Origin of the sequence: Limnobacter sp. (assembly GCF_036846585.1) — a bacterium.
Taxonomy (GTDB): Bacteria; Pseudomonadota; Gammaproteobacteria; order Burkholderiales; family Burkholderiaceae_B; genus Limnobacter.
In genome coordinates, this window is record NZ_DAIUBR010000014.1 from 38917 (window position 1) to 64314 (window position 25398).

At 52.7% G+C, this 25398-nt stretch carries 28 protein-coding genes; 16 read left to right on the forward strand and 12 right to left on the reverse strand.

Annotated features, from left to right (window positions below; translation table 11 throughout):
• Positions 1 to 2 precede the first annotated feature (2 nt).
• Complete coding sequence (gene acpS, locus V7028_RS08295) at positions 3 to 413, forward strand: holo-ACP synthase (RefSeq protein WP_334119612.1); 411 nt, start codon at positions 3 to 5, stop codon at positions 411 to 413.
• An 18-nt stretch (positions 414 to 431) separates the two neighbouring features.
• Positions 432 to 1454, forward strand: coding sequence for a beta-N-acetylhexosaminidase (gene nagZ, locus V7028_RS08300; protein ID WP_334119613.1), 1023 nt, complete (start codon positions 432 to 434; stop codon positions 1452 to 1454).
• 53 nt (positions 1455 to 1507) lie between these two features.
• On the opposite strand, the gene V7028_RS08305 is transcribed toward nagZ, so the two are convergent.
• From V7028_RS08305 to V7028_RS08325, 5 genes are read right to left on the reverse strand one after another with little or no spacing between them, the layout of a single operon-like run.
• Positions 1508 to 2290 carry a peptidylprolyl isomerase gene (locus V7028_RS08305; RefSeq protein WP_334119614.1) on the reverse strand — a complete coding sequence of 261 codons (783 nt, stop codon included), beginning with the start codon at positions 2288 to 2290 and terminating at the stop codon, positions 1508 to 1510.
• Positions 2291 to 2331: 41 nt separating this feature from the next.
• Positions 2332 to 2604 (reverse strand): BolA family protein, encoded by a 273-nt coding sequence (locus V7028_RS08310; RefSeq protein ID WP_334119615.1) that lies wholly within the window; start codon positions 2602 to 2604, stop codon positions 2332 to 2334.
• A gap of 4 nt (positions 2605 to 2608) precedes the next feature.
• Positions 2609 to 3232 (reverse strand): septation protein A, encoded by a 624-nt coding sequence (locus V7028_RS08315; RefSeq protein WP_334119616.1) that lies wholly within the window; start codon positions 3230 to 3232, stop codon positions 2609 to 2611.
• Positions 3233 to 3240: 8 nt separating this feature from the next.
• Positions 3241 to 3654 carry a peptide-methionine (R)-S-oxide reductase MsrB gene (gene msrB / locus V7028_RS08320; RefSeq protein ID WP_334119617.1) on the reverse strand — a complete coding sequence of 138 codons (414 nt, stop codon included), beginning with the start codon at positions 3652 to 3654 and terminating at the stop codon, positions 3241 to 3243.
• A gap of 12 nt (positions 3655 to 3666) precedes the next feature.
• Entirely contained in the window at positions 3667 to 5193 is a 1527-nt protein-coding gene (locus V7028_RS08325; protein WP_334119618.1) for a protein adenylyltransferase SelO, read from the reverse strand.
• 96 nt (positions 5194 to 5289) lie between these two features.
• On the opposite strand from V7028_RS08325, the gene V7028_RS08330 reads away from it, so the two are divergent.
• Both V7028_RS08330 and V7028_RS08335 read left to right on the forward strand, forming a co-directional pair.
• A complete protein-coding gene (locus V7028_RS08330; protein ID WP_334119619.1) occupies positions 5290 to 6927 on the forward strand; it encodes a 3-(methylthio)propionyl-CoA ligase in 1638 nt (545 codons plus the stop codon).
• Positions 6928 to 6935: 8 nt separating this feature from the next.
• On the forward strand, positions 6936 to 7238 hold the full coding sequence (locus tag V7028_RS08335) for a Dabb family protein (protein WP_334119620.1): 303 nt from the start codon (positions 6936 to 6938) through the stop codon (positions 7236 to 7238).
• On the opposite strand, the gene V7028_RS08340 is transcribed toward V7028_RS08335, so the two are convergent.
• The 3 genes from V7028_RS08340 to ygfZ are packed head-to-tail and all read right to left on the reverse strand — an operon-like array spanning position 7226 to position 9251.
• Positions 7226 to 8047 carry an NRDE family protein gene (locus V7028_RS08340; protein ID WP_334119621.1) on the reverse strand — a complete coding sequence of 274 codons (822 nt, stop codon included), beginning with the start codon at positions 8045 to 8047 and terminating at the stop codon, positions 7226 to 7228. The two genes, V7028_RS08335 and V7028_RS08340, sit on opposite strands and share 13 nt — an antisense overlap.
• The gene (locus tag V7028_RS08345) at positions 8038 to 8352 is read right to left on the reverse strand and encodes a DUF4936 family protein (protein WP_334119622.1); all 315 of its coding nucleotides are present in this window, start codon (positions 8350 to 8352) and stop codon (positions 8038 to 8040) included. Before V7028_RS08345 ends, V7028_RS08340 begins: the two co-directional genes overlap by 10 nt.
• The gene (gene ygfZ / locus V7028_RS08350; RefSeq protein ID WP_334119623.1) at positions 8349 to 9251 is read right to left on the reverse strand and encodes a CAF17-like 4Fe-4S cluster assembly/insertion protein YgfZ; all 903 of its coding nucleotides are present in this window, start codon (positions 9249 to 9251) and stop codon (positions 8349 to 8351) included. The genes V7028_RS08345 and ygfZ overlap by 4 nt, the downstream gene beginning before the upstream one ends.
• Positions 9252 to 9393: 142 nt before the next feature.
• Between ygfZ and mltG the strand changes: the two genes are divergently transcribed.
• Genes mltG through V7028_RS08380 form a run of 6 tightly spaced genes read left to right on the forward strand, consistent with a single transcriptional unit; the run spans position 9394 to position 13951 of the window.
• A complete protein-coding gene (mltG, locus tag V7028_RS08355) occupies positions 9394 to 10437 on the forward strand; it encodes an endolytic transglycosylase MltG (RefSeq protein WP_334119624.1) in 1044 nt (347 codons plus the stop codon).
• A 7-nt stretch (positions 10438 to 10444) separates the two neighbouring features.
• The gene (gene tmk / locus V7028_RS08360) at positions 10445 to 11095 is read left to right on the forward strand and encodes a dTMP kinase (RefSeq protein WP_334119625.1); all 651 of its coding nucleotides are present in this window, start codon (positions 10445 to 10447) and stop codon (positions 11093 to 11095) included.
• Positions 11092 to 12087, forward strand: coding sequence for a hypothetical protein (locus V7028_RS08365; protein WP_334119626.1), 996 nt, complete (start codon positions 11092 to 11094; stop codon positions 12085 to 12087). The genes tmk and V7028_RS08365 overlap by 4 nt, the downstream gene beginning before the upstream one ends.
• Positions 12088 to 12108: 21 nt before the next feature.
• Positions 12109 to 12492 (forward strand): PilZ domain-containing protein, encoded by a 384-nt coding sequence (locus V7028_RS08370; RefSeq protein WP_334119627.1) that lies wholly within the window; start codon positions 12109 to 12111, stop codon positions 12490 to 12492.
• Positions 12492 to 13280: a TatD family hydrolase gene (locus V7028_RS08375; protein ID WP_334119628.1), complete on the forward strand. Its 789-nt coding sequence runs from the start codon at positions 12492 to 12494 to the stop codon at positions 13278 to 13280. The genes V7028_RS08370 and V7028_RS08375 overlap by 1 nt, the downstream gene beginning before the upstream one ends.
• Positions 13281 to 13294: 14 nt before the next feature.
• A complete protein-coding gene (locus V7028_RS08380; protein WP_334119629.1) occupies positions 13295 to 13951 on the forward strand; it encodes an ankyrin repeat domain-containing protein in 657 nt (218 codons plus the stop codon).
• Positions 13952 to 13970: 19 nt separating this feature from the next.
• On the opposite strand, the gene V7028_RS08385 is transcribed toward V7028_RS08380, so the two are convergent.
• Positions 13971 to 15596, reverse strand: a complete 1626-nt coding sequence (locus tag V7028_RS08385; RefSeq protein WP_334119630.1) for a methyl-accepting chemotaxis protein — start codon at positions 15594 to 15596, stop codon at positions 13971 to 13973.
• A gap of 130 nt (positions 15597 to 15726) precedes the next feature.
• Positions 15727 to 15864, reverse strand: a complete 138-nt coding sequence (locus tag V7028_RS08390) for a hypothetical protein (protein ID WP_334119631.1) — start codon at positions 15862 to 15864, stop codon at positions 15727 to 15729.
• A 241-nt stretch (positions 15865 to 16105) separates the two neighbouring features.
• Here V7028_RS08390 and V7028_RS08395 point away from each other — a divergent pair, with 241 nt between their 5' ends.
• Positions 16106 to 18040: a S8 family peptidase gene (locus V7028_RS08395; RefSeq protein WP_334119632.1), complete on the forward strand. Its 1935-nt coding sequence runs from the start codon at positions 16106 to 16108 to the stop codon at positions 18038 to 18040.
• Between the two features lie 132 nt (positions 18041 to 18172).
• Positions 18173 to 18391 (forward strand): hypothetical protein, encoded by a 219-nt coding sequence (locus V7028_RS08400; protein ID WP_334119633.1) that lies wholly within the window; start codon positions 18173 to 18175, stop codon positions 18389 to 18391.
• On the opposite strand, the gene V7028_RS08405 is transcribed toward V7028_RS08400, so the two are convergent.
• Positions 18388 to 19416 carry a tetratricopeptide repeat protein gene (locus V7028_RS08405; RefSeq protein WP_334119634.1) on the reverse strand — a complete coding sequence of 343 codons (1029 nt, stop codon included), beginning with the start codon at positions 19414 to 19416 and terminating at the stop codon, positions 18388 to 18390. The genes V7028_RS08400 and V7028_RS08405 overlap by 4 nt on opposite strands.
• Positions 19417 to 19732: 316 nt before the next feature.
• Between V7028_RS08405 and V7028_RS08410 the strand changes: the two genes are divergently transcribed.
• Positions 19733 to 20152 carry a DUF3135 domain-containing protein gene (locus V7028_RS08410; protein WP_334119635.1) on the forward strand — a complete coding sequence of 140 codons (420 nt, stop codon included), beginning with the start codon at positions 19733 to 19735 and terminating at the stop codon, positions 20150 to 20152.
• Here the strand turns inward: V7028_RS08410 and V7028_RS08415 are convergent.
• Positions 20124 to 20834 carry an SIMPL domain-containing protein gene (locus V7028_RS08415; RefSeq protein ID WP_334119636.1) on the reverse strand — a complete coding sequence of 237 codons (711 nt, stop codon included), beginning with the start codon at positions 20832 to 20834 and terminating at the stop codon, positions 20124 to 20126. The genes V7028_RS08410 and V7028_RS08415 overlap by 29 nt on opposite strands.
• Positions 20835 to 20993: 159 nt before the next feature.
• On the opposite strand from V7028_RS08415, the gene V7028_RS08420 reads away from it, so the two are divergent.
• The 3 genes from V7028_RS08420 to V7028_RS08430 all read left to right on the forward strand — a co-directional run bounded on the left by V7028_RS08420 (position 20994) and on the right by V7028_RS08430 (position 25384).
• On the forward strand, positions 20994 to 22073 hold the full coding sequence (locus V7028_RS08420; protein WP_334119637.1) for an AI-2E family transporter: 1080 nt from the start codon (positions 20994 to 20996) through the stop codon (positions 22071 to 22073).
• Between the two features lie 30 nt (positions 22074 to 22103).
• The gene (gene purT / locus V7028_RS08425) at positions 22104 to 23333 is read left to right on the forward strand and encodes a formate-dependent phosphoribosylglycinamide formyltransferase (protein ID WP_334119652.1); all 1230 of its coding nucleotides are present in this window, start codon (positions 22104 to 22106) and stop codon (positions 23331 to 23333) included.
• Positions 23334 to 23419: 86 nt separating this feature from the next.
• On the forward strand, positions 23420 to 25384 hold the full coding sequence (locus V7028_RS08430) for an FTR1 family protein (protein WP_334119638.1): 1965 nt from the start codon (positions 23420 to 23422) through the stop codon (positions 25382 to 25384).
• The last annotated feature ends 14 nt before the right edge of the window (positions 25385 to 25398 follow it).

Here is a 25398-nt window from a genome sequence, read left to right on the forward strand (position 1 = left end):
CGATGATAGAAGATGTTCTTGGTTTGGGTTGTGACATTCTTGAGGTCGAGAGGCTGGAGAATTTGCTGCGCAAGGGGCGGGACAGTTTTATCAAGCGCGTGTTAACCAGCGCTGAGATTGTCGAATATGAACGCAGGTTGGACAAATCAGCCATTCGCGGCACCTTGTACATCGCGACCAGGTACTGCGCCAAAGAGGCGTTTTCCAAGGCCATGGGCACGGGTGTTGGCGAACATTTTTCGTTTCAGGATTTGTCGGTGTTGAATCAAGACACAGGGCAACCCATCTTGGTCTATTCCGAGAAATTGGCGCTTTGGCTAGAATCAAAACGGGCTTTTGCTCAAGTGTCAATCAGTGATGAACAACATTATGCCATGTCAACGGTTATTTTGTATTCAAAAACAATAACTTAAAAGAGGAATTTATTCTCCATGCTAGGTCCATTCATCATTGGTTTGACAGGTTTGACTTTGTCTTCAGAGGACGTTGTACGAATTCAAAATCCTGCTGTTGGCGGTTTGATTCTTTTTACAAGAAACTTTGAAAGCAAAGCGCAGCTTATTGATTTGGTGGAATCTATTCGTATAAATGGTGGTGAACACAAACCAGTTTTTGTTGATCACGAAGGTGGGCGTGTTCAGCGGTTCCGTGAAGGATTCACAGCAATACCGTCCATGCGCCAAATCGGCCAACGGGCTGAAGTGGATTTTGACGATGCGGTGCTGCTTGCGCGCGAGGCGGGCTTTGTCATGGCAGCCGAGCTTCGGGCCTGCGGCATTGACATGAGCTTTGCGCCCGTTCTGGATCTTGACTGGGGCAATAGCGAGATTATTGGTGATCGTTCCTTCGGACCAGATGCCCGCATGGTGGCTCGCCTGTCAGCAGCGCTAATGAACGGCATGATGCTGGCCGGCATGCAGGCGTGTGGTAAACACTTTCCTGGCCATGGTTGGGTAAAGCAGGACAGTCATTTGGCCCTGCCACACGATCCCCGCCCGTTGAATGACATTCTGAAGGTGGATGCTTTGCCTTATCAGTTGAATTCCACGCTGAATATGGCCAGCATCATGCCTGCCCATGTAGTTTATTCAGAAGTGGATCCCAAGCCCGCTTGCTTTTCCAGTTTCTGGATTCAGGAAGTGCTGCGTGTGAAATTCAGTTTTGATGGTGCCGTGATCAGCGACGACTTGGACATGGTGGGTGCGCACGGGGTGGGCGATATTCGCGCCCGCGCCAGTGCCGCTTTGCAGGCGGGGTGTGATGCGGTTCTGGTATGCAACAACTTCGACGACATTGACACCTTGGTAAACAACCCGGTACCAGAGGTGCATGAAAATCGGGAAGTACGCGATCGCCGGTTGAGCCGTTTGTTGTCGGGGCCATTGCTGGATTGGGAGAGCTTGCGTCAAACCTACATGTATCAAGCTGCTATTGACCGAATTACGAACCTTTGATAAAAAAAGCCGCCTGTTTAAAAAACAGGCGGCTTTTTTTACATTGCTGCGGTTTACTTGACCTTGGCGCTTGAAAGCAACTTGCCTTGGTACTCTTCCCACTTGTCGTTGATCATTTTCTGTTCAAGCTGCGGGCGAATTTCGTCCAGCTTGGGTGGAGTGGCTTGGCGGGTATCGGCCAACAAAATGACGTGGTAACCGAACTGGCTTTTCACGGGCGTTTTGGTGAATTCACCTTTTTTCAGGCTCACCATTGCTTGTGAAAACTCGGGCACAAAGCTGTTTGGGTTGGCCCAGTCAAGGTCGCCACCATTGGGTGCAGAACCGGGGTCTTTGGACTGGGCTTTGGCCAGATCTTCAAATTTTCCGCCTTTGCCCAGTTTGTCGATGATGGCTTTGGCTTCTTCTTCCTTTTCCACCAAAATGTGGCTGGCACGGTATTCACTGCCGCCCATCATTTGTGCAATTTTCTCGTAGGCGTCTTGCACTTCTTTGTCGGTCAGCTTGGTGTTCTTGTAGAAGTCTTCGCGCAGGGCGTTGGCCAAAATGGCCTGGTTCATCATTTGCACCTGATATTTTACTTCAGGTGCACTAGCCAAGCCTTTCTTAACGGCTTCCTGCTTCATCACTTCCTGGTTGATCAGTTCCTGGCGAATGGTGGCGCGCATTTCAGGTGAGGCGGCTTGACCGCGCTTTTCCTGTTCGGCCATGATGAAGTCGACCAATGCGCTGGGAATGGACTGGCCATTCACCACTGCGGCGTTTTGAGCGTGAACCGGGTTGCCCAGAACCAATACGGCGGCCAGGCAAGTTGCTTTCAGTGTGGTTTTCAACATAAAAAAATAACCTTGTGTCTCAATGAGTTAATACGTGGGCTCTAGCTGGCGTCTTCAGTAGTGTCCTCAGCGGCATCGATTGCCAAAGCGTGGATTTCTTTTTTCATCCATTCTGCCAAAGCATCATACACGAGACGATGGCGCGCTAAGGTTCTCAAGCCATTGAACCGGGCAGACTTCAATTTCACCCGATAGTGCCGACCACCTGATTTTGCACCCTCATGCCCGGCATGCAGGTGCGATTCGTCGATCACTTCTACTTCGGCGCTTAGCGTAGTTTCCAGGCGCTTTTTGATGTCTTCACTGGTGACCATGCTGTTACTTGGCCTCGCTGCTTTGTTTCATGTGTTTGGACATGTAAAAGCCTTGCCCGAATACAAATACCAACGTCGCCCCCAGGGAGCCAAACAATTTGAAATCGACCCACACGTCGGTTGAGAACGAGTAGGCGACCATGATGTTCAAAACGGCCATGGTGACAAAAAAGCCGACCCAGGCCCACAACAAATTTACCCAGACGTGCCTTGGCAATTCAACTTGTCCCTTCATCATCATTTCAATGGGGTTGCGTTTGAAGGCATGGGCAATCAGAAAGCCGACCGCCATGGCCAGATAAAGTACTGTGGGTTTCCACTTGATGAAGGTTTCGTTTTGCAGAATCAGTGTGGCACCACCAAACACGGCAATCAGTACCAGGCCGATCCACTGCATGTTTTCTACTTTCTTGCCAGTGGCTTTCTGGTAAACAATTTGCAGCACGGTGGTCACGATGGCGACTACGGTTGCCAGCAAAATGGGTAGCTGGGCTGTTTGTACTTCGGCGTTGGAAATGCTGCCCAAAATGGGCTGCAAGATGGATTGGGCTTGTTCGGGGTTGCTGCCAGCCCATTTGAAGCTGACAAAAAACAGAACAATCGGAAGGAAATCGAGTAACAGTTTCATGGGTTTGATTATGCCGAGGAATCGGATGCAAAGGGTTCAAAGGCCAGGCTGACCGAGTTGATGCAATACCGCAGGCCCGTTGGCGCTGGCCCGTCCTCAAATACGTGGCCCAAATGCGAATCGCATATTTTACATGTCACTTCTGTGCGGATCATCCCGTGGCTGCGGTCTGTGTGTTCTTCAATGTTGTCCGGGTTCAATGGCGCGAAATAACTGGGCCATCCGCAACCGGAATCGAATTTGGTGTCAGAAGCAAACAGGGGCGTTTTGCAGCAAATGCAGCGATAAATTCCAGGTTCATGGTGATCCCAGTATTCGCCGGTGAAAGCGCGTTCCGTGCCTTTTTTGCGGGTTACTTCAAAGCTGGTGGGCGTTAATTCTTCACGCCACTGGGCTTCGGTCTTGCTTACTTTGTCAGCCATTTGCGTGTTTCCTCAAGATGAACAGCTCAGCACCAGCGTTTTGGCCCAGTCGGGTGGCTCGCTTGTGTATTCTGGCGCCAGTTTTTCTGCCGTGTACGGGTCAGACAAGGCTTTGTATAAACGGTTCACTTCAGCGAAGTCGCCTTTTTGTGCCTGTTCAATGGAGTTTTGCAGCAAGTGGTTTCGCAGTACAAAAGCAGGGTTGCTGCGGTCAAGCCGGGTGCGCCAAACGCCAGGTTCTACAGGGGTTTGGCCTGCAAGTGCAAGCCATTGTTCGATCCAGGTCTGGGCGTTGTTCACTTGCGCTTCATCACCCAATGCAAGTGGAAAGAACGGACTTTGCTGCCAGGCTGCAAAATTTCCGGCAACGCTGGCGGTTGGGTTTAATGCAGAGAGCGAGCGGAAAAATCGGGTGAAATCCAGTGTGTGTTCATGCATGAATTTCAGGGTGTTTTCGATCAGTGTGTTCGCGGCCTCGCCTTGTTCTGAAGGCAACCCCAGCTTGTTGGCAAACAGGGCGCTGTGCCGGGTTTGAAAGATATCCGCAAAGTTATCAAGCAGGTTTTGCAGGGTTTCCTTGCTGTCGGGCAGCAAGGGGCTGATGGCTTGTGCCAGCGCGTACAGGTTCCAATGCGCGATGCGAGGCTGGTTGCGGTAGCTGTAGCGGCCTTGGTGGTCGGAATGGTTGCAAATGTGGTCAATGTCGAAGCCATCAACAAAGCCATAGGGGCCATAGTCAATGGTCAGGCCCAGCAAGCTCATGTTGTCGGTGTTCATCACACCGTGGCAAAAGCCCACGGCCTGCCACTGCGCCACCATTTGCGCTGTTCGTTCGATCACAGTGCCAAGCCATTGCAGCAGGCCTTGGTGGAAACTGGCATCGGTGTTGCCCAGGTCAATTTCCGGGTGGTGCTGCTCAATGTGCCAGGTCAACAGGTTGCGCAGTGCTTCCAGTTGATTGGTGTAGCAGAAAAATTCTGCATGCCCAAAGCGCAAGAAGCTTTCGCTGACGCGGCACACCACGGCGGCTGTTTCGGTGGTTTCACGAAACACGGGGTCGGCACTTGCGGTCAGGCTGAGGGCGCGTGTGGTGGGTATGCCCAAGGCGTGCATGGCTTCAGAAGCCAGGTATTCGCGGATTGATGAACGAAGCACCGCACGGCCATCGGCGTGGCGTGAATAGGGGGTTGGGCCTGCGCCTTTCAGTTGCAGTTGCCGGTACTGTTTGCCTTTGCGCACCTCGGCAAGTAGCAGCGCCCGGCCGTCGCCCAGTTGTGGCACAAATACGCCAAACTGGTGGCCGCAATATACGCTGGCGCGGCTGGCGTAGCCTGGCCATGGGGCGTTGCCGCCAAGCACATCAATGCCGGGTTTGCTTGCAAGTTCATCGGCATTCAAACCAATATCAGCTGCCAATTGCGTATTCAAATGCAGCAAAGCCGGTTCGGTTCGCAGCGGCGTGGCGGGTACTTCGGCAAGGTAGGGGGCGCCCAAACTTGCGTATTCCTGAACCAAAATAGAATCGTGGTTATGAAACAAAGGGTGGTCCTGCAGTATAGTTTCGATAGAACAACCCTACCATTGTAGTCGGGTAACACACGAGAACAAACAATTGAGCTGGAGGAGAGACCGCAAATGCAAGGTTTGATGATGAATATGCCCCTGTTGATTTCATCGGTGATGGAACACGCAGAACGGCACCACCCGCATGGTGAAATTGTGTCCCGCCGCACTGAAGGCGACATTCATCGAACAAGTTACGGGCAAGTGGCCAGGCGCGCCAAGAAGTTGGCCAACACGCTGACCGCGCTTGGCGTGGTGCAGGGCGAGAACATTGCCACACTGGCCTGGAACGGCTACCGCCACGTTGAAATTTATTATGCGGTGTCGGGTATGGGGGCGGTTGTACACACGCTGAACCCGCGCCTGTTTCCCGAGCAGTTGGTGTACATCATCAACCACGCCAAAGACACCATGGTATTTTTCGACAGCACTTTTGCACCGCTGGTGAAAGCAATTGCGCCAGCTTGCCCCACGGTGAAGCGTTGGGTGCAAATGTGCGACGAGGCCGCAATGCCCGAAGAACCCGCAGTTGCTGGCTGCCTGAATTACGAAGCCTTGATCAAAGATGCTTCGGACCAATACGTGTGGCCGCAGCTGGATGAAAATGCCGCTTCGGGCCTGTGTTACACATCGGGCACCACCGGTAACCCCAAGGGTGCCTTGTATTCCCACCGTTCAACCGTGCTGCATGCCATGGCTGCCTGCACGCCAGATGCGCTGGGCCTAAGTAGCCGAGATACAATTTTGCCTGTTGTGCCCATGTTCCACGTGAACGCCTGGGGTATTCCATACATTGCGGCCATTACCGGCGCAAAAATGGTGATGCCCGGCGCTGCTTTGGATGGTGCGTCCATTTACGAACTGCTGGAAAGCGAGAAGGTGAATTTTTCGGCAGGCGTGCCCACGGTGTGGTTGGGCCTGTTGAACCATGTGCAGCAAAACGGTTTGAAGTTCAACCACTTCAACCGCACGGTGATTGGTGGTTCTGCTGCACCGGAGGCCATGATCAAAACACTGAACAGCCTGGGTGTGGAGGTGATTCATGCCTGGGGCATGACCGAGCTTTCACCGCTGGGCACAGTGTGCCGTTTGAAGGCGCAGCACCTTGATTTGCCGCTGGAAGAAAAACAGAAAATCATGCAAAAGCAGGGCACTGCAATTTTCGGCGTGGACATGAAAATTGTCAGCGACGATGGCGAGGAATTGCCATGGGATGGCAACGCCTTTGGCGATTTGCTGGTGCGCGGGCACTGGGTAATTGACAGCTACTACGGTGGGGAAGGCGGCAAGGCATTCACGACCGACAAAGCCGGCAAGAAGTGGTTTGCCACGGGTGATGTGTCGAAGATTGACCGCGAAGGCTTTATGCAGATCACGGACCGAAGCAAAGACGTGATCAAGTCGGGCGGTGAATGGATCAGTTCAATTGAACTGGAGAACGTGGCCATGGCGCACCCGGCCGTGCACGAGGCAGCAGTCATTTCCGTGCACCACCCCAAGTGGGATGAGCGCCCCTTGCTGGTGGTGGTGCGCAAGCCAGGCGTGGAAGTGGGCAAGGAAGAATTGCTTAAATTCTATGAAGGCAAAGTAGCCAAATACTGTTTGCCCAACGATGTGGCATTTGTGGATGAATTGCCCCACACCGCGACTGGTAAAATCCAGAAATTGAAATTGCGCGAGCAGTTCAAAGACTATCAGTTACCAAATTGAGGTATTCAATGATCAAGCACATCGTATTTTGGCAGTTTAAAGACGAAGCCCTTGGCAACACCAAGGCCCAGAACATGGAACTGGTGAAGGAAAAGTTGATGGCCTGCGCCAACATCGTGCCCGGCATGCTGGACTTTGAAGTGGGCCTGGGTGGCAAGGGCCTGGAGTGCACGTATGACGTGGCCTTGTATTCAACATTCGAGAACAAGGCCGCACTGGATGCCTACCAGGTTCACCCCCAACACGAGGCCATTAAAGGCTTGATTGGTGAAGTGCGCAGCGCACGCCAGTGCATGGATTACGAAGTGTAAGGCGAGTTGGGTGGCAGGGGTATTTCAAACCTTTGTCGCTCAATTTCACGGCCAGCTGTGTCGAAAGTAATTTCAGTGAAATGAACAGTATGGTGCCTGTCCAGCAACATAATGGCACTGGAGCGGGTGCCGTACAGTGGCGAAATTATTTTTACGGCAGACAACATTTTTTCCCATTCATGGGGCACCCCTGTGCTTGGCAATTCGCCGTCGTCAGCCAAGCCAGTGTGCTCAAGCAGAGTGAGCAGTGATTGCTCAAATTCCGGTAATTCGACGGGGCTGGAAATTGACTTGTCAATTTCTGCCGTCAGCCCTTCTTTCAAGCGGCGGGACTTTGGCCAGGGTGCGTCCAGATGTCCGTTGGACAATGTGTGAATGCCTTGCCGCAACGCCGATGAAAATGGAAAACCATTGTTCAACCGCAAGCCCTGGTTGCTGGTGTAGCGCAAGGCCAGTGAGCCCAAATTGCCGTGAATCAGGTTAAAGCCAGCGTAATACACTGATTCCGCTTCGCCTGGTCCGTGCCCGTTTTGTATGGCATTGACCACCAGTGCGCCGCGCGAGGGTGCAGTGCCGGGCATGTTCAGTGTGCTGTTGCGCACATTGGTCAACAGCGCGAATTCGGCATTGCTGCCCACACCCAGCCAGGTGCCGCCCGACTGCATGTCTTTGCCTGCATACAGGGTGCCTGCCTCATCTTCCCAGGCATGCAATGGCGCAGTGGGGCGATCATGAAATTCGTCCCGATTGGCCAGGCAAACAAACGGGAAATCAGGGTGTGTGTTAATGGCAACTGCTGCTAGGCACATGGGTTTGACACCTCGTGGAACACCTCAATATGGCGGTTGGGCGCATTGGTAAAATCCGCAAAACAACGTGCAGCCAGCAGTTCAATTTGCACGCTGAATTCCGCAACATGCGTTGCATGTGGTGCTGCGGGTTCAATCACTTCCATCAATGTGAAATAGGGTTTGTCAGCTTCTTCGCGTTGGAATAATTTACCTTGCCCCCAGCCCTGCTGCCGAACCGATTCCATCAAGTTTCTTGCGCACGCCAAGCCCAAGACAATGTCGGTTTTCGGGATGCGGTAGTAGATGAACAACTGGCATGTCATGGCTCGAACACATTGCCTTTCTGGTGTACATCGTAGGGCGGTGCCTGCACTCGCAGGCGGGCTTCGCCTGCATCGCTTTTCACCGCGAATTGGGCACCAGCCTTTTCGGCATCGTCTACGGTCAGTTCCACCAGCAAATATTGCTGATTGTTGAAAGTTACTGCGGTTGCAACAACGCCGGCGGGCTCGTTTTCCTTGCCGCTTAACCACACGTCTTGCCCTGCGCTTACGGGAATTGAATCCGGCGCAGTGGCCTGAAACACCCGCCGTTTGACTTTGCCTAAATAATGGCTGCGCGCCACGATTTCCTGTCCTGGGTAACAACCCTTGCTGAAACTGACCCCTCCCACCAGGTCAAAATTGATCGCTTGCGGCACAAACACTTCCACCGTGGCTTGCGACACATACGCAATGCCCAGTTGTTGCAAGGCGTGTTCAAACGCGTCATCACCATCGGCCTGTTCGGGTGGTGAATCACTGGCCTGCAATTGAATGCCGGGGGCAGTGCCTTGTATGGCCCGCAAGCTGGCGGTCGCATTGCCCTGTTCGTCCCATTGCACGCGCATGGGGGCCATCAGGCCAGAGTCGGCCAGATAAGCCAGTTGGTATTCAGCCGAGCAATCACGCACCTTGCATTTGCTGCGCAACACAAACATGCCGAGGCGCTTTACCAGCGCAGGCACGGTTTCCTTGCGGCACATCAACAACACTTGTGGGCCACGGCGCATTACGAAAAAACTGCCCAGCAGGCGGCCCTTTGCGGTGCAAAGCCCGGCCATGCGGAGTTGGTTTTCAGCCATGCCTGCCACGTCGTTGCTAAGCTGTGACTGAAGAAAGGTTACTGCGTCGTCCCCGTCCACGCCAATGACACCCCAACGCGATAAAAACTGTGCAGACATGTTCAAATCCTTTGTATCCAGTGAAACAAACCCTGTGGCAGCGAATCTGAAAAAGATTCCCGCTATCATGTAGGCCAATTCCCATATTGTAGTGGCATCTGGTAAGGTCTCGCCTTCCAGTAACCCAAGGTGAAGCAAAGTCGTGCGCAAAGGCAAAAAATCCAGGAAAGTGCTGAAGAAAAAAACATCGCCGTGGCAATGGATCAAGCGCATTGCGGTGGCGGGTGTTGTCCTGCTTTGCGCAGCTATTGTTGGTGTGTATTTTGCGTTGAGTTTGTCGATTGACCGCACTCAGGCAAGGGTTGATGCGCACGTCAGCAGCGGCTTGAGTGCCCGTGGCATTGCCAATGAACTGAACCAGCAGGGGCTTGATGTCAATCCTGACATGTTTGTGCTTGCTGCCCGGGTTACGGGCCGGGCCAGTCAGCTGAAAGCTGGGCGGTATGACCTGCCCGACGGTATCAGCACATTGGGGTTGGTGGACTATTTAAGCAAAGGGCAGGGTGTGCTTAGCAGTGTGGCCCTTGTAGAAGGGCAAACAGCAGGCGCCTTGCTTGCCAAATTGCGCACCCAGATCGATTTGGTGGATGATTTGCCGGGCATGGATCACCGTGAAATTGCCGTGAAAATGGGCTTGGAAGGCAACAGTCTGGAAGGCTGGATTTACCCGGACACCTACAAATACTCCCCCGGCTCGAAGTTGTCGGAATTGCTGGGCAGGGCCGTGCGTTTGCAAAAGGTTGAACTTGACAAAGCCTGGGTTCAACGCGATCCGCAAAGCCCGTTGAAAACGCCATACGATGCCTTGAAAATGGCATCGATCGTGGAGAAGGAAACAGGCCTTGCCAGTGACCGTGGCAAAGTGGCCAGCGTGTTTGTTAACCGCTTGCGTGTGGGCATGTTGCTGCAAACCGACCCCACTGTGATTTACGGTGTGGGCGAGACCTTTGATGGCAACTTGACCCGCAAACACCTGCAAACCGATACACCCTACAACAGCTACACCCGTGCAGGTTTGCCGCCCACGCCGATTGCAAACCCCGGCAAGGCTGCGTTGCATGCCGCATTGAATCCTGAAAAAACGCCTTATTTTTATTTTGTGGCCAAAGGTGACGGCAGCAGTTATTTCAGCAAGAATCTGAATGAACACAACAACGCAGTGCGCAAGTACCAACTGAGGCGGTGAACGTTCCATGAAAAAACACAAACCGGGTTACCTGATCAGTTTTGAAGGCGTGGATGGTGCGGGAAAGTCTTCGCACATTGCGCGTGTCAAGGCCCGCCTCGAGGAAATGGGTTATGAATGCCTTCAAACCCGCGAGCCCGGCGGCACGCCCGTGGGCGAAGCCATTCGGGAACTGGTGCTGCACCACGAGATGGATGTGAACACCGAGTTGTTGCTGATGTATGCGGCACGCAGGCAACACATGGTGCAAACCATTCAACCTGCACTTGACCGCGGTGTGTGGGTTATCACAGACAGGTTCGAGGACAGCAGCTTTGCCTACCAGGCTGGTGCGGGCGGTGCCAGCTGGGAAGATTGCCAACAGCTTGGCAAATGGGCCTTGAAGGGTTTTGAGCCCACGCTGACTTTTTTGTTCGACTTACCCATTGCCGTGTCGCAAGCACGTATTCAGGGCAGGGCGGGGGCCAGTGACAAATTCGAAGGGAAACCGGTTGCGTATTTCGAGGCCGTGCGGGCAGGTTTCATCAAACGGGCGCAACTGAACCCGCGCCGAATTCGCCTGATCGATGCGCAGCCCGCCGAGGAGGTGGTGGGGGAAACCGTATTGGCTGAACTCGACAAATTCATGCGCACCCATTTGAATCTGGGGCTGGCATGAGCACTGCCAGCTGGTTGCTGCGTGCCCAGGGCCAATTGGCGAATTTGATGCAAACCACCACTGCGCCAATATTGGTGCACGGGCATCAACCGAAGGGCCTTTACGAGTTGGCAAGCCAACACCTTGCCGAAGAATTGTGTGAAGCGCCTTCTGGCACAAAACCCTGCCTGCAGTGCCCTGGCTGCCACATGCGCCTTGCTGGCAATCATCCTGATCTGCGTTATTTGATGCCCCAGGCCAAGGCGCTGGAATTGGGTTTCAATGTTGAGGTAAAAAGTGGCGTGAAGCCCAGCCAGGACATTCGAATTGATGATGTGCGTGATTTGCAAAACTATTTCAACACGGCATCAAGCCGCGGCGCTTCGCGTTATGTACTGGTGTACCCCTTCGATCACATGAATGCCAACACGGCCAATGCCTTGCTTAAAACGCTGGAAGAGCCCGCCAATGGCCTGCGTTTTGTGCTGGTGGGCAGCCGGATCGACAAGCTGTTGCCAACCATCCGTTCCCGCTGCCAGGAACTGACCATGCCAATGCCTGCAATTGCCGAGTGTTTAAGCTGGCTTGAAGGGCATGGCGTTGCGCAAGCCGATGTGGCCTTGGGTGTGGCCATGAACGACCCCTTTGAGGCGCTTGATTTGGCCAACAATTCAACAGATCAACTGGATTTGCGAAAAAAGTTTCTGGATTGGCTGGCCAATCCGGAACAGCACGCCAACCCGCCTGCCGGATTGGAAAAGGTGGGTTTGCCCATTGTTCTTGAATTGGCGATGCGCCTGTGTAGTGACTGCGTGCAGCAAGCCCATGGTTTGAAAGGCAGCAATTTTCCCTGGTTGCAACCCAAACTGATGTGGGTCAAAGCAGTGGGTGTTGACCGGCTCAGCCAGCTTTATCAAAACCTTCAAAAAGAATTTCGCTTGGCAAACCATCCAATTAACCCCCGTTTGGCGCTAGAGTATGTGGGTCAACAATGGCAAACTTTAACCAGATAACACTACCGGACGCCATATGCCATGAGCAGCAAGCTGATCGCAAATTCCCGCATGAACAAAGAAGCCAATCGCCCTTGGATGTTGTCACTGACATTGGCTGACAAAACAACGGCTGCCAGTTTGTACATGCCTTTTATCAAGGGTGGTGGGGTGTTTGTGGAATCAGACAAGGAATATTGCCTGGGCGACCCGGTGTTTGTGTTGTTGACCGTGGGTGAAGACGCCAAAAAATTCCCGATCAACGGCAAGGTGGTGTGGATTTGCAGCGCCAATGCGCGCGGCGACAAGGCGCAGGGAATCGGTATTCAGTTCCCGAAAGACGACAGTGGTGATGGTGCCCGGGTGGCAATCGAGCAAATGATAGGTAAAATGCAAAGTTCCATGAAAAAAACAGCAACCTTGTAGTGTTTACTGATTCACATTGCCATCTTGATTTTCCCGGTCTGGTCGAGCAGCTCCCAGAAATTCTGAACCGCATGAAAGCTGCGCAGGTTAGCCGCGCCTTGTGCATTTCCGTTCAACTTGAAGACTTCCCTAATGTGCTGGCCCTGGCCGAAAACCACACCAACCTGTGGGCCACTGCCGGCGTACATCCAGATTATGAAGACATTTCTGAGCCAACAGTGGGCAAGCTACTGGAACTGGCCAATCACCCCAAGGTAATTGGCATTGGTGAAACCGGCTTGGATTACTTTCGCTTGAAGGGTGACTTGGAATGGCAGCGCGAGCGTTTTCGGGTGCATTTGCGCGCTGCGAATGTGTGCAAAAAACCGGTGATTGTTCACACCCGGTCTGCTGGTGATGACACCTTGCGCATTCTGGCCGAGGAAAATGTGCAGGGCTGTGGTGGCATTATTCACTGTTTCACTGAAAGCCTTGAATTTGCGCGCAAGGCGCTTGATCTGGGCATGTATTTGTCGTTCTCGGGTATTGTCAGTTTCAAGAATGCAGCCGATCTGCGAGAGGTGGCGAAATTCGCACCCATGGACCGAATCCTGATCGAAACCGATTCACCTTACCTTGCACCTGTTCCACACCGCGGCAAAACCAATGAACCCAGTTTCGTGCCACATGTGGCCAAAGTGATTGGGCAGGAAAAGGGCGTTTCCACGGAGGAAGTGGGTGTTCAAACATCCCTTAACTTCGATCGCCTGTTTGGTTTTGTGCAATCGTCGGGTGTGGCCGCCATTTGAAGCGGCGCATGTTCATGGCCTGTGTAGGGTTGCTGACCCTCTCCGGTGTGGTTTGTGCTGGCGCATTTGAAGATTTTTTCCTGGCCATTCAATTTGATGATGAGCCCCGTTTGCGGGCCTTGCTGCTCAAAGGCATGGACCCGAATACCGTGAACGGGGACGGGTTTCCCGCCATCACGTTCGCGATGATGCAAGATTCACCCAACGCTGTGCGGGCGTTGTTGTTGTCTGGGAAACTGGATCCAAACCAGCCAGACCGTCGCGGTGAAACGCCCCTGATGGTGGCCAGCACCTTGAATAAACCACAATGGGTGGCCACATTGCTGGTCAAAGGTGCAAAACAGGGTGCAGACGGACAATGGACTGCCTTGCACAACGCGGCCGCCTCGGGTTCTTCCCGGTCAATTGAATTGTTGGTCAATGCCCACGGAGAAGTGGATGTGCTGTCACCCAATGAAACCACACCGCTAATGATGGCGGCGCGTGAGGGCAGGGAAGATGCGGTGCGCACGCTGTTAAAGCTGGGAGCAAACCCCGCGCTGACCAACCAGGCAGGCTATAACGCAGCAGGGTACGCCATGAAAGCAGGGCGCAAGGAACTTGCTTTTGAAATTATGAAAAAAGAAAAGGCGCTGCGAACAGCGCCCTTGAAACCGAACAAGCCCAATTAGCCTGTTCGCGTATTTTGCTTTATAAACTGGCCTCAAAATGTTTGACCAGTGTGCGCAATTCGCCGGAGGTGGAGGCCAGTTTTTTGGCCGCCCCGTCCAGGTCGTTAATGGCTGCCACGTTACTTTCCGTCAAGGCACTCATTTTTTCCATGCTGTTGGCCACTTCAAGCGAGGCTTGGGATTGCTGCTCCAGCATGGATGAAATGTCTTTGGCGGATTGTGCCACGCCACTGCTGGCCATCTTGATGGCTTGCAGGCTTTCACTGGCATCGTGAATGAGCGCGGTTCCAATGTTTACCTCGTCCACTGCACGCCCCATGGTTTCCAAGCCTTTGTTGGTGCCACTTTGTACTTCCTGCACCGTGGCCGCAATTTCAGTGGTTGATTGGCGAGTCATTTCCGCAAGTTTGCGCACCTCATCAGCCACCACAGCAAAGCCTCGTCCGGATTCGCCGGCGCGTGCAGCCTCAATGGCAGCGTTCAAGGCGAGCAGGTTTGTTCTTTCTGCAATTTCGGTAATGGTTCGGGTTACGCTGCTGATCTTTTGCACAGCACGGTTAAGTTCCTCGATGTTTTGTTTGGCGTCTTGAACCACCATCGACACTTTCTGGGTGGCCTGTGTGGACTTGTCCATGCTTTGTGCACCCCTGTCGACTACTTCCATGGCGTTTCTCGCGTGCGATGAACTTTTGCTGGTTGCCTCTGAAATTTCAGATACTGACACCGACAATTCTTCCAGCGCAGAAGCCACACCGTTGATGCCATCTGATTGTTGTTGCGATCGGCTCATCAAATTAATGGCCAGCTTGCTCAATGTTTCGGCATTGTTTTTTACTTCGCTTGAACTGGACACCACGTCGGCAATAATGGCACGCAGATTGACCTGCATGTTTTTGAATGCGGTGTGAACCTTGTTGAATTCCCGCGTCGACGATTCCGGAATTTCATGTTTGAAATTGCCCTCAGCCAAGGCACGCAATGCGTTCAGCATGGCATTGTTGGTGTGCTCCACACGCCCTTTAAGCCACATCAACCCAAGCGCAGCCACAACAAATGAAGCAGCGGTGCTGCCGTAGACAACGGCGGGAATATCGATCAGCGAGAGCAGGGCGATGAGCACGGGAAGGAAACCCACCACAGCCATGTCAACAATGAACGGGCGCCCTTTGGTGGTTTTCGTGAACGGAAAACTGGCGCTGCCGGAATTGATGGCCTTGTACAATGCATCGGCTTGCGCTTTTTGCGTGTCGCTTGGTTTTGAGCGAACGGACATGTAACCAATTTTTTCGCCATTTTGCGTCAACGGCGTAACGTAGGCATCCACCCAGTAATAGCCACCGTCTTTGCAGCGGTTTTTGACCAGGCCTTTCCAGGGATCATCGCGGTGGTTGGTGTTCCAAAGGTCTTTGAACGCATCGCGGGGCATGTCCGGGTGGCGAACAATGTTGTGCGGTTGGCCCAGCAATTCATCCAGGGTAAAGCCCGAAATGTCCACAAAAGCCGGGTTTGCGTAGGTAATTCGCCCCTTCAGGTCTGTTTTGGTCACAATGGGAATTTTGGGGTCAAGCAGGCGCTCAACGCCTGTTGTGGGTACAGCCATACGGGCGCTGCGGCCTTTTAATTCGGATTGTGATAGGTTTGACATGGCGATTTCGCATAAAGATGGAGGAAGAATCCTACCCATCATACAAATTCGCCAATTTTAGAAGATCAGCAAAAGAGGTCGATTAGGACCTCAGCTTGCTGATTTGCATTGAAATATTTCCGAACGGGTTTTACTGGCTTAGTTGACCGACCACAATGACTTTGGTTTGAAGGTTGCCAATCAACCCCTGGCCGGCAGCCATCGCTTCAACTGGCCAATCGGGATATACAGCGCATGCAACCAAAGCGAAAAACATGAATTTGTACATGGCGATACCTCGAATATAAAATAAAAGAACCTATGTACTTTTTCGGTTGTTTTCGGGTTGAAAGCATCGCCAGAATTGGTGGGGATCACTCTAGGTAACCCATTTAAAGCGCCCATTCGATTTGGCGCATAATTTGTATTATGTAAACTAGTGGATTCTTCGTGGTTTGAACCGCATATCTGAATCCGCATCCCCCGCACGTTCGGTATAAACATCATGCGAACTTCGATTTGGGCTCACCATGTGGTTACGACCTTTTATCGCTTGTGCGTTGGCTGTTTCTTTTTCCTCGGTGTCCTCTGCTGCCTTGTCAGCCGAGCGCTGGGTCATTCAATTCAAGCCAGGTACGATTGGCGACGCAAAGCAACTTTCAGGCAAGATTTCAGAACTTGCCCGCGTGCACAAGCAGAATTTTCTTCTTATTCGTCCATTCGGAGAACGAGGTGCAGTAGTTGTCGCTGACAGCGACGAACCTGCACAGGTGCGTCAGCGTTTGTTGTCTGATCCTGCGATTGAATCGGTTGATCAGGATCGCCGCATCCAGTTGCGTGCCCAGTCACCCTTGATTGGTTTGCTCAATGCGCTCGACCCCGCGCGGCAAAGCCGCTCGTGGTTTCATCAGGACCTGGCTACACAACCTGCCTCGATAAACACGGGTGTAATGTGGACAAATTTTCACGGAACGGCACCCACGGTTGTTGCTGTACTGGACACCGGTGTGTTGCCTTCCCATCCCATGCTGCAAGGCCATTTGTTGCCCGGTTACGATTTCATCAGTGATCCGGTTATCGCGGCAGATGGACAAAGCACGGGTTCTACAGACCGTGATTCAGATCCTTCAGACCCCGGTGATGGGGTGACGCCAGCCGATCTTGCTGCCGACCCGGTGTGTGGGCAGCTTAGCCAATCAAGCTGGCATGGCACGTTTGTAAGCAGCCTGGTGGCCGGTAACCCCATTGCCAGCGAAGGCATATTTTCCGTGAACTGGAATGCAGCCATTCTCCCGGTTCGCGTGTTGGGCAAATGTGGTGGCTTTTCCAGTGATCTGGCCGATGCCATTCGGTGGGCTGCCGGGCTAGGCGTGCCTGGGGCACCTGCAAACCCCTTCCCTGCCAAGGTGATCAATCTTAGCCTTGGCGCGCAAGGTGCCTGCGTGGCGTCTATTGAAGGCGCTGCCATTACAGCGGCGCGCCAGGTCGGTGCCTTGGTGCTGGTTTCTGCCGGCAACGACGGCAGTACCGTTGATTCGCCTGCCAATTGCCCCGGTGCGTTCGGTGTGGCAGCCATTGATCAGGAGGGTTTGAAGGCGAGTTACAGTAATTTTGGACCTGGCATTCAACTTGCCGCACCGGGTGGTGATGGTGCATTTCCTATCTGGAGCGCATCGAACACTGGCACCGATGGGCCTGTCAGCAACACCTACAGCACCAAGGTGGGCACCAGTTTTTCTGCACCCATGGTTGCTTCGGCGGCGTCCCTGTATTGGTCATTGAACCCGGCTGCATCGGTGGATATGGTCGAGAGCCTGCTGAAATCGACATCTCGCCCATTTTTGTCCCTGAACAACCGCCCTGCCTGCTCGGCGGATTTGACGAACACCGAATGCAACTGCACGCAAGCGCTTTGCGGTGCAGGCATGCTGGATGTTGCCAATCTGGTCAATACTCAAGTATTTGGCGGTTTGACCAACCTGTTTTCCAACACTGGCAACGTAATTCCCCCGGGTGAAACACGAACTTTTTCATCCGAAGGATCGTTCAATGCATCCGGACAGGAAGTGTCTGCGGTGTCGTTCGATGTGATCAATGTGATTAAATCAAGCCCCGATGTCCCCAACCCCGTATTGGCACTCAATGGCTTGAATGTTGACATCACCGTGCCAGCCGGTGTTTCCGGCTTTGATTTACGCTCACAAGTGTCAGGCGGGCGCACCGCGATTGCCTCCGTGGTGGTGGCAAACCCTGGTGCAACCTCTCCTACGGTGTTGGCAAGCTTGTTTTCACCGCTTGTCAATGGCACCTCTACAGGTTCTGGTGTGCCTTCTGCGACAGTCAATGATTCCGATTCTGGCGGAGCACCAAATTCTTCTGGTGGTGGCGGGGGTGGGGGTGCCTTGAACCTGTTTGGCTTGTGGTGTGCAGCATTCCTACTTCTTTGTTTTAAAAGAATAAAGTGAATGTTGTGCGCATGAATTTGGTGAAAAACAACGTTAGAAGCTTGACTCCAATCAATGACATTTCTCAGTGTTAAAGTGTGCTTAATGACTTCGTGGTCAGTTATTAAGCGGTATTTTTTTGAGAGGTGTTACATGAAAGCCCTTCGTTCCTACCCCGGTGTGTTGGCGTTGATCTTGGTCGCGGCCGCCATGTTGGTTCACGGCCTGGTTGATTACCTGAATTACGAGGTGGCCAGCCCCAGCTTTTTGGCAGCCATTGCCTGCGTATTTTCTGCAGTGTTGCTGGTTTCCGTGTATGAATTCAAGGCATTCAAAGCGAATCGCAAATTGTTGCGCAACGCCAAGGGTTAATTTGATTTTGAGTTCTGTGCGCTGATAACGGCCTGCAGGTTTTTTTGCGTACTCAAGGTCAACGGGTCTTTGTTGCCCAAGGCGTCATTGCGTATCACGTAGGCTTTGCTCAACGCGATTTCTGCCCGTTTCAAATCCCCTGCCCTGTACAACACCACGCCGAGGTTGTTCAAAGACTGGCTGGTGCGTATGTCGTTTGGGCCAAAGGCGTCCTGCCGCACTTCAAATGCGATTTGATAATTGCGTATGGCGTCCTGAAGCTGGTCGCTGCGCATTTGCAAGGTGCCCAGAAAGGTCAGAATTTCGGCACGAATGGGTTCTGTTTTGTATTCTGGCAAGGTATTGATGATTTCTGCCAGCACTTGAAAGTTTTCCTGTGCATCTTTTTCCCTGTTCATGTCCAACAAACCGATTGCATGATTCATGCGGGTTTCAAGTGTCCTGGGGTGGGTTTTTCCAAGACGGATTTCATACACAATTCGTGAACGCTTGAATGCATCTTCGGCTTCTTTGGGCTTGTTCTGAAGGGCGTAGTAAGTGCCCATGGCGTCTTGGGCCATGCCTGCGGGCAAGGAATAACGCCCAATCGATTCTTCCACAGTGCCGAGCGTTTTATTGAACTGCTTTTCAGCCTTGTCCATCTGCTTGGCCTGCGCGTATGTTTGACCGATCAATAACTGCAAACGGGTCCAGGTCTCCGCTGTAGCCGGTTCTTCGCGGCTTGGGCTGCTGTATTGGCTTGCTTCATTCCAGGTGGAAATGGCCAGGTCTGATTCTTTCTGGGCCAAATAGGCTTTTCCCAGTGTTTCCAGAATTGCAATGCGTTTTGTCGTGTTCACAGGTCCAATCAGTTCCAGCCGACAAGTTTCTACCGTGTTGGCCACAGGTTCTTTTCCGAAATCTGTTTCGCAGCGGGTTGCCGGTGTTTCTGCCGCATTGGCATGCACGAGTGTAAACACCAGGCTGATTGTTAAAAAGGAGTAAAGCCAGGATGCGCGGGTACGAACCATTGTTGTCGTTGTCATTTGATTGTTGTTACTGAATGGTATTACTAAAACCAATTGCTGCGTTTGGCAGTACAAAGGTTAATAGCAACATTACTAGTCATCATGGGCCATCATTCAAGCGTTGAAGTAAACAGGGTCGAAAGTTTGGGTAAGAAATTTGAAACTCTTGCACTGGTTGACAGACTCATGGAAGAGAACGAAGCTCTTAGACGTGAGCTTAACCTAAAAACATCCAGGCTAAGAACATTGCAAAAAGCAGTGCATGCGTTTTTGATGGGTACAGACGATCAAGACAGCACAAAGCCAAGCTGATTCAGCAAAGCAAGGAGCAACCATGACACACTTTGATTTCAAGGAATGGGCCGATTTGTTCCAGGTTGACCCTGCTGCCTTCGAGCGACGCCGTGAGGCCGTTTTGGAAGGTTATGTTGCCAGTGCGGATCCCGAGCACCGCCAGTCGCTGGAACAAACGCTGTTTCGCATTCGAATGATTCGTCAAAGGGCGAAAAGCCCGTTGCAGTCGGCCATGGAATCATCGAAGCTGATGTGGGAATCGTTTGGCAAACTGCGTGAGCAGGTTCAAAAGCTTGAGCAGGAACTGAACCCTGTACCCTTGAAGCAAAACGGGCTTCGATTGATTAATTCAGGTGACGCAGGCAACGCGGGTTCAACGGAATTGGACAACTCTGAACCCCCCGCGTCGTTTTCTGCGCACATCATTCAATTTACGGCTTCAGGCAAACGCGCCCATTGACCGAAACGCTCAAGCGGCTTGAACCGGCCGCAGGCGTAACCTCGATACCCTTGCTCATCATGTCTGCGGACGCAGCATACATTCTGGGGCCGCCTGGCGAGCCCTGATTCTCGTCATTAATTGATACTTCACCAATGCTGTAACCCGTTTTGCCAAAACCTTTGGCAGCCACACCAGCTTTGGTTTGAAATTCCTTCATTGCACTTTGCAATAATTTTTCGCGGCTTTGTTCAATTCTGGCGTCGCTTGGAAAATACTCCAGGTTGCTCAGGGTCAAATCTTCGGCAACATTCAGGCTTTTCTGGTTTTTCAAATCCTGTACCGGCATCTCGAACGTGAGCGAGCCCACCCCCTGCCAAGTTTGAATGGTGCGGTCTTTGCCGTACTGCGGGTAGGTTTGAATGTTGTTTCGCAGCTTGCTGATGTTGGTGTTGCCGGACAAACCCTTGATTGATTTTTCCAGCACGGTGTTCACGGCGGTCATGGCCTCATTCGCAGTGCCTGCCTGAATTTGAACCTGCCAGTTCAAGCGCACCATGTCGTTGTCCACGTCTTCACTGCTGATTGCGTTCAGGTTCACGGCCGGTGTTTTTTCACAAAGGTCTGCATGGGCCACTGCGGGGGCAAGCAAACCGAGGGTAGTGCCAAACAGTGCAATTCGTAGTGCGTTTGATATATTCATTGCTCTTCTCGTGGATGGAAAGGTGGTGTTTAAGTGACAGCGAAGCCGCCCCCTTGCCTGCCGAATCATAAAACAGTCAAATTGCAATTCAGGCATTGCTACAATGATTGAACCACAAACAAGCATTCAACTAACGCGTAAATCGCACCACTGGCTGACATGGCAGAACACCTTAAACAACCGAAGTCCCTGATCAGCATGCTGTTTACGATCTTGATTTTGGTGGGCGCAGCCATTGTGTTGTCCCCCTTTCTGTTGGCCATTTTGTGGGCGGGCATTATCGCCACCGCATTTTGGCCCCTGCACTGCCGCATCCGTGGCCGCTTTCCCGGCAAGCCCAATGGCGCCGCATTTCTAACTACCCTGGTGGTTGCGTTTTTGCTGGTGGGTCCCATGATCGGTTTGATCGTGTTCATGGTTCAAGACATTCTGGAGATCACGACCTTTCTTCGCCAGGCCGACGATTCCGGCGTGGATGTACCGCAGTGGCTTCCCCAAATTCCGGTTATTGGCGACATGCTGGTGGCCAGTTGGCAGGAATATCTCAGCGTACCGAAACGAATTTCCGGCTTGTTACGTGACACGCTGACACAACGCCTGGGCGATGTGCAGGGCACAGCATCTGCTATTTTGCTTGAGTTGCTGGGTCGCGTGGCTACCCTGTTTTTTGCGTTGTGGGTGCTGTTTTTTTTCTACCGTGATGGCTCATCCATCAGCATCCGGATGAACCGGATTGGCAGCGACTGGCTGGGGCAACGCTGGAAACCGTATGTTTCTCACATGCCGCCTGCCCTGCGCGCAGCGGTGAACGGTTTGGTGATTGTCAGCTTTGCCGAGGCTGTCATTCTCTCATTGCTGTTTGCAGCCTGTGGCGTGTATGCCCCTGTGTTGCTGGGTACTGCCACGGCTTTGATTGCTTTTATTCCCATGGCGGCCCCCGGCCTGCTGGCGATATTGGGTATGATTCTGTTTTTAAGCGGTAATGGCGCCGAGGCGATTGTGCTGATTTCCGTTGGCATGTTGGTGGTGTTGATTGCCGATTACCTGGTGCGCCCCCTGTTGATCCAGGGCGGAACTCACCTGCCCTTCCTCGCCGTGCTGTTTGGCGTGTTTGGTGGTGTGATCACCATGGGCATCGTCGGTTTGATAATCGGCCCGGTGTTGTTGGTGCTGCTGGTGGTATTTTTCGATGAAGCATCGCATGCGCACCTTCAAGACACGCCTGAATCCATTAACTGATTTACATTGGTGAACTTCAAAATGACTTCGATTCAATTTCCAACCCGAATTGGCACTCCTTTGGCGGACAATGCCCTGAAAGTGATGCTGTTAGGCAGCGGCGAACTTGGCAAGGAAGTGATCATTGCCTTTCAGCGTTTTGGGGTTGAGGTGATTGCGGTAGACCGTTACCCCAATGCGCCAGGCCATCAGCTTGCGCATCGGTTCTACGTGATCGATATGACCAATCCACAAGCTCTGAAGGCCCTGATCGCACAGGAAAAGCCGCACATTGTGGTGCCCGAGATCGAGGCGATTGCAACACCAGCCTTGAAGGAACTTGAGGCCGCGGGTGTTGTGCGCGTGGTGCCCACGGCCAATGCGGCCTGGTTGACCATGAATCGCGAAGGCATTCGACGTTTGGCGGCGGAAGAATTGAAGTTGAGCTGCTCGCGTTACGCATTTGCAGACGATTTCGACACCTTGAAGCGCGCTGTGGAAAAAGGTATTGAAGGGCACAAACCCGTTGGCTACCCTTGCATCATCAAACCCGTGATGTCGTCTTCCGGCAAAGGGCAATCAAAGGTAGACCACGCCAGTGAACTGGAAGCGGCCTGGGATTACGCTGGTAGCGCAGGTCGCGTGAATTCTGGTCGTGTCATTGTTGAATCGCTTGTGGAATTCGAGTACGAAATTACCCTGTTGACCGTGCGTGCCCGCAACCCGAAAAACGGTGCGATTGAAACGTCTTATTGCGAGCCTGTAGGTCACATTCAGGTAAACGGCGATTACGTTGAAAGTTGGCAGCCGCAGGCCATGAGCACCAAAGCGCTGAAAGAAGCCAGGCACATGGCCGACCGTGTAACCACTGCCCTGGGTGGCACCGGTTTGTTTGGTGTGGAAATGTTTGTGAAAGGCGATGAAGTGTGGTTTTCCGAAGTAAGCCCACGGCCACATGACACCGGCATGGTGACCATGATTACCCAGTGGCAAAACGAGTTCGAGTTACATGCCCGTGCCATTTTGGGTTTGCCTGTGGACACCAGCCTGAAAACACCGGGCGCAAGTGCGGTGATTTATGGTGGCATTGAAAAAGTGGGTATTGCCTTTGAGGGTGTTGCCGAGGCATTGGCTGAACCCGGCACGGATGTGCGTTTGTTTGGCAAGCCTGAATCGTTTTTGAAGCGCCGTATGGGCGTTGCGTTGGCGCGTGCCGAGAATGTTGAAGAAGCGCGTGCGAAAGCGAAACGGGCTGCGGGGAAAGTGAAACCAGTGGCTTGACTCGTAACGACCTTCGAGAGGGCCGCCTGAATTTGAATGAAAATAAAATATAATGATTATCATTCATAATATTTAGGGACTTTTCCATGGCCTCCAGACGGGCAAATTTGTTCACGGCAATTGTCGGATTCTGTTTGACGCTGCTTCTTGCACCGCTGGCATTGGCTGACGAAACCTCAATACAAAACCGTGCCAAACAAATTTGGCAGGTGCTTGATTATCTGGCTGTAGATTACGGCGCAGCGGTCAGCAACGGTCAAATCATTGAGCAAGCCGAGTATGTTGAAATGCAGGAATTTTCTCAGAATGCAGAGCGACAGCTCTCTGAGCTTGCGCCCTTTTCCTCAAAGGACGATCTTGTTCAACAGGCTGGGCAACTTCGAACCTTGATTGCCGAAAAAGCCTCGCCCAAACTGGTCGCCAATAAAGCGAGAGAAATCGCGGCGCAGCTTGTTGCGGTTTATCCGGTCCCAATGTCGCCCAGCACTGCACCAGTGCTTGGTAGGGGTGAGGTGTTGTATGCCGCCCAATGTGCATCGTGTCACGGTGCACAAGGTCATGGAGACGGGCCATTGGCAGCAAGCCTGAGCCCCCCTCCCATCGCGTTTTCAGATCGCGATCGAGCACAGGAGCGCAGTGTTTTCGCTCTATATCAAATTATTTCCAGCGGCGTAGACAGCACGGCGATGCCTGATTTTGCCCACATCACCGATGATGATCGCTGGGCACTTGCCTACTTTTCATCCACTCTCTCTTACACGGCTGAAGAAGTCTCTGCCGGTGGCCAACAATGGTTAAACAACCAAGCTGTTCGCAGCTTGGTGCCCAATCTTGATACATTGACGCAGATCACGGAAATTTCTCTGGCGCAAGCAATGGACCCAAGTGCTGCAAGGCATGTATTGGCCTTTCTTCGTAGCGAGCCTGCTGTTGTAATGGGTTCTAGTAGCGACAGCCTGGGGCTTGCGAAAACGAAGCTTGCCGAGAGTATTCGAAGTCTGGAGCAAGGCGATGTTCGAACGGCCTCTACACTTGCGCTTTCTGCTTACCTTGATGGTTTTGAAATTGCCGAACCCGCACTTGCTGCGAAAGACAAATCCCTGTTTGATGCCTTGGAGCGCTCAATGGGTGCTTATCGGGTGGCAGTCAACAGGGAGAATCTGTTGGAAGCACAACAATTGGAGAAGGATTTGCAAAGGCAACTTGCCACCGCCCAGTCAAGGCTTGGCCAGGCTGCAGATGATCCCGTGGCCACCTTTTTGGGCGCTTTCACCATTTTGTTGCGCGAGGGCGTGGAGGCTCTGTTGATTGTTGTTGCCATGGTCGCGTTTCTGAAGAAAGCGCAGCGAAAGGATGTACTTCCGTATGTCCACACAGGCTGGATCGCAGCGCTTCTCGCCGGCGTTGCCACTTGGGGTGTGGCCACATACCTGGTTGATTTAAGTGGCGCAAGTCGCGAAATGACAGAAGGGTTTGCGGCAATATTTGCGGCCGTGGTTTTGCTTTGTGTAGGTATCTGGATGCATCAGAAGAGCATGGCCGGGCGCTGGCAGCAATACGTGAAGGAAAAACTGTCGGCGGCTTTGAACCGGAAGTCAGCACTGATGTTGTTTCTTCTGTCCTTTGTCACTGTCTATCGAGAAGTATTTGAGACCGTGTTGTTTTTCGCAGCCCTTTGGACCGGCGGCAATGGCGCCTATTTGTTGCTCGGTATGGGGGCTGCCATTCTTGTTCTAATCATTTTGGCTTGTGTTCTGCTTCGTACGTCCGCTAAATTGCCTATCGGCCAGTTCTTCGCAGCGAGTTCAGCCTTGATCGGCCTTCTTTCTGTTGTGTTAATTGGTAAGGGCGTCGCAGCCCTGCAAAAAGTCGGAATATTTGACATCACCCCAGTGGCCGCGCCCCAAATTGATTTGCTGGGTATTTATCCGTCGATGCAGACCTTGGTGGCGCAATTGCTTATCGTGCTGGTGATTGCGATTAGTGTCGGACTGAATATTCGGTCTCAGGGAAGCAGGCCCAAGCAAGTAGGGTATCGTCGCCATGAGTAAAGCAAACAGCATGG

Excerpts from the sequence above, each read along its gene's own strand:
- V7028_RS08385 (WP_334119630.1), bottom strand. The coding sequence starts at position 15,596 with ATGTCAAACCTATCACAATCCGAATTAAAAGGCCGCAGCGCCCGTATG.
- V7028_RS08400 (WP_334119633.1), top strand. The coding sequence starts at position 18,173 with ATGAAAGCCCTTCGTTCCTACCCCGGTGTGTTGGCGTTGATCTTGGTC.
- V7028_RS08420 (WP_334119637.1), top strand. The coding sequence starts at position 20,994 with ATGGCAGAACACCTTAAACAACCGAAGTCCCTGATCAGCATGCTGTTT.
- V7028_RS08395 (WP_334119632.1), top strand. The coding sequence starts at position 16,106 with ATGTGGTTACGACCTTTTATCGCTTGTGCGTTGGCTGTTTCTTTTTCC.
- V7028_RS08405 (WP_334119634.1), bottom strand. The coding sequence starts at position 19,416 with ATGACAACGACAACAATGGTTCGTACCCGCGCATCCTGGCTTTACTCC.
- V7028_RS08310 (WP_334119615.1), bottom strand. The coding sequence starts at position 2,604 with ATGGTCACCAGTGAAGACATCAAAAAGCGCCTGGAAACTACGCTAAGC.
- V7028_RS08365 (WP_334119626.1), top strand. The coding sequence starts at position 11,092 with ATGAGCACTGCCAGCTGGTTGCTGCGTGCCCAGGGCCAATTGGCGAAT.
- V7028_RS08410 (WP_334119635.1), top strand. The coding sequence starts at position 19,733 with ATGACACACTTTGATTTCAAGGAATGGGCCGATTTGTTCCAGGTTGAC.
- V7028_RS08430 (WP_334119638.1), top strand. The coding sequence starts at position 23,420 with ATGGCCTCCAGACGGGCAAATTTGTTCACGGCAATTGTCGGATTCTGT.
- msrB (WP_334119617.1), bottom strand. The coding sequence starts at position 3,654 with ATGGCTGACAAAGTAAGCAAGACCGAAGCCCAGTGGCGTGAAGAATTA.
- V7028_RS08415 (WP_334119636.1), bottom strand. The coding sequence starts at position 20,834 with ATGAATATATCAAACGCACTACGAATTGCACTGTTTGGCACTACCCTC.
- V7028_RS08390 (WP_334119631.1), bottom strand. The coding sequence starts at position 15,864 with ATGTACAAATTCATGTTTTTCGCTTTGGTTGCATGCGCTGTATATCCC.
- V7028_RS08330 (WP_334119619.1), top strand. The coding sequence starts at position 5,290 with ATGCAAGGTTTGATGATGAATATGCCCCTGTTGATTTCATCGGTGATG.
- V7028_RS08370 (WP_334119627.1), top strand. The coding sequence starts at position 12,109 with ATGAGCAGCAAGCTGATCGCAAATTCCCGCATGAACAAAGAAGCCAAT.
- nagZ (WP_334119613.1), top strand. The coding sequence starts at position 432 with ATGCTAGGTCCATTCATCATTGGTTTGACAGGTTTGACTTTGTCTTCA.
- V7028_RS08315 (WP_334119616.1), bottom strand. The coding sequence starts at position 3,232 with ATGAAACTGTTACTCGATTTCCTTCCGATTGTTCTGTTTTTTGTCAGC.
- V7028_RS08335 (WP_334119620.1), top strand. The coding sequence starts at position 6,936 with ATGATCAAGCACATCGTATTTTGGCAGTTTAAAGACGAAGCCCTTGGC.
- tmk (WP_334119625.1), top strand. The coding sequence starts at position 10,445 with ATGAAAAAACACAAACCGGGTTACCTGATCAGTTTTGAAGGCGTGGAT.
- V7028_RS08340 (WP_334119621.1), bottom strand. The coding sequence starts at position 8,047 with ATGTGCCTAGCAGCAGTTGCCATTAACACACACCCTGATTTCCCGTTT.
- ygfZ (WP_334119623.1), bottom strand. The coding sequence starts at position 9,251 with ATGTCTGCACAGTTTTTATCGCGTTGGGGTGTCATTGGCGTGGACGGG.
- V7028_RS08380 (WP_334119629.1), top strand. The coding sequence starts at position 13,295 with ATGGCCTGTGTAGGGTTGCTGACCCTCTCCGGTGTGGTTTGTGCTGGC.
- acpS (WP_334119612.1), top strand. The coding sequence starts at position 3 with ATGATAGAAGATGTTCTTGGTTTGGGTTGTGACATTCTTGAGGTCGAG.
- V7028_RS08305 (WP_334119614.1), bottom strand. The coding sequence starts at position 2,290 with ATGTTGAAAACCACACTGAAAGCAACTTGCCTGGCCGCCGTATTGGTT.
- V7028_RS08345 (WP_334119622.1), bottom strand. The coding sequence starts at position 8,352 with ATGACATGCCAGTTGTTCATCTACTACCGCATCCCGAAAACCGACATT.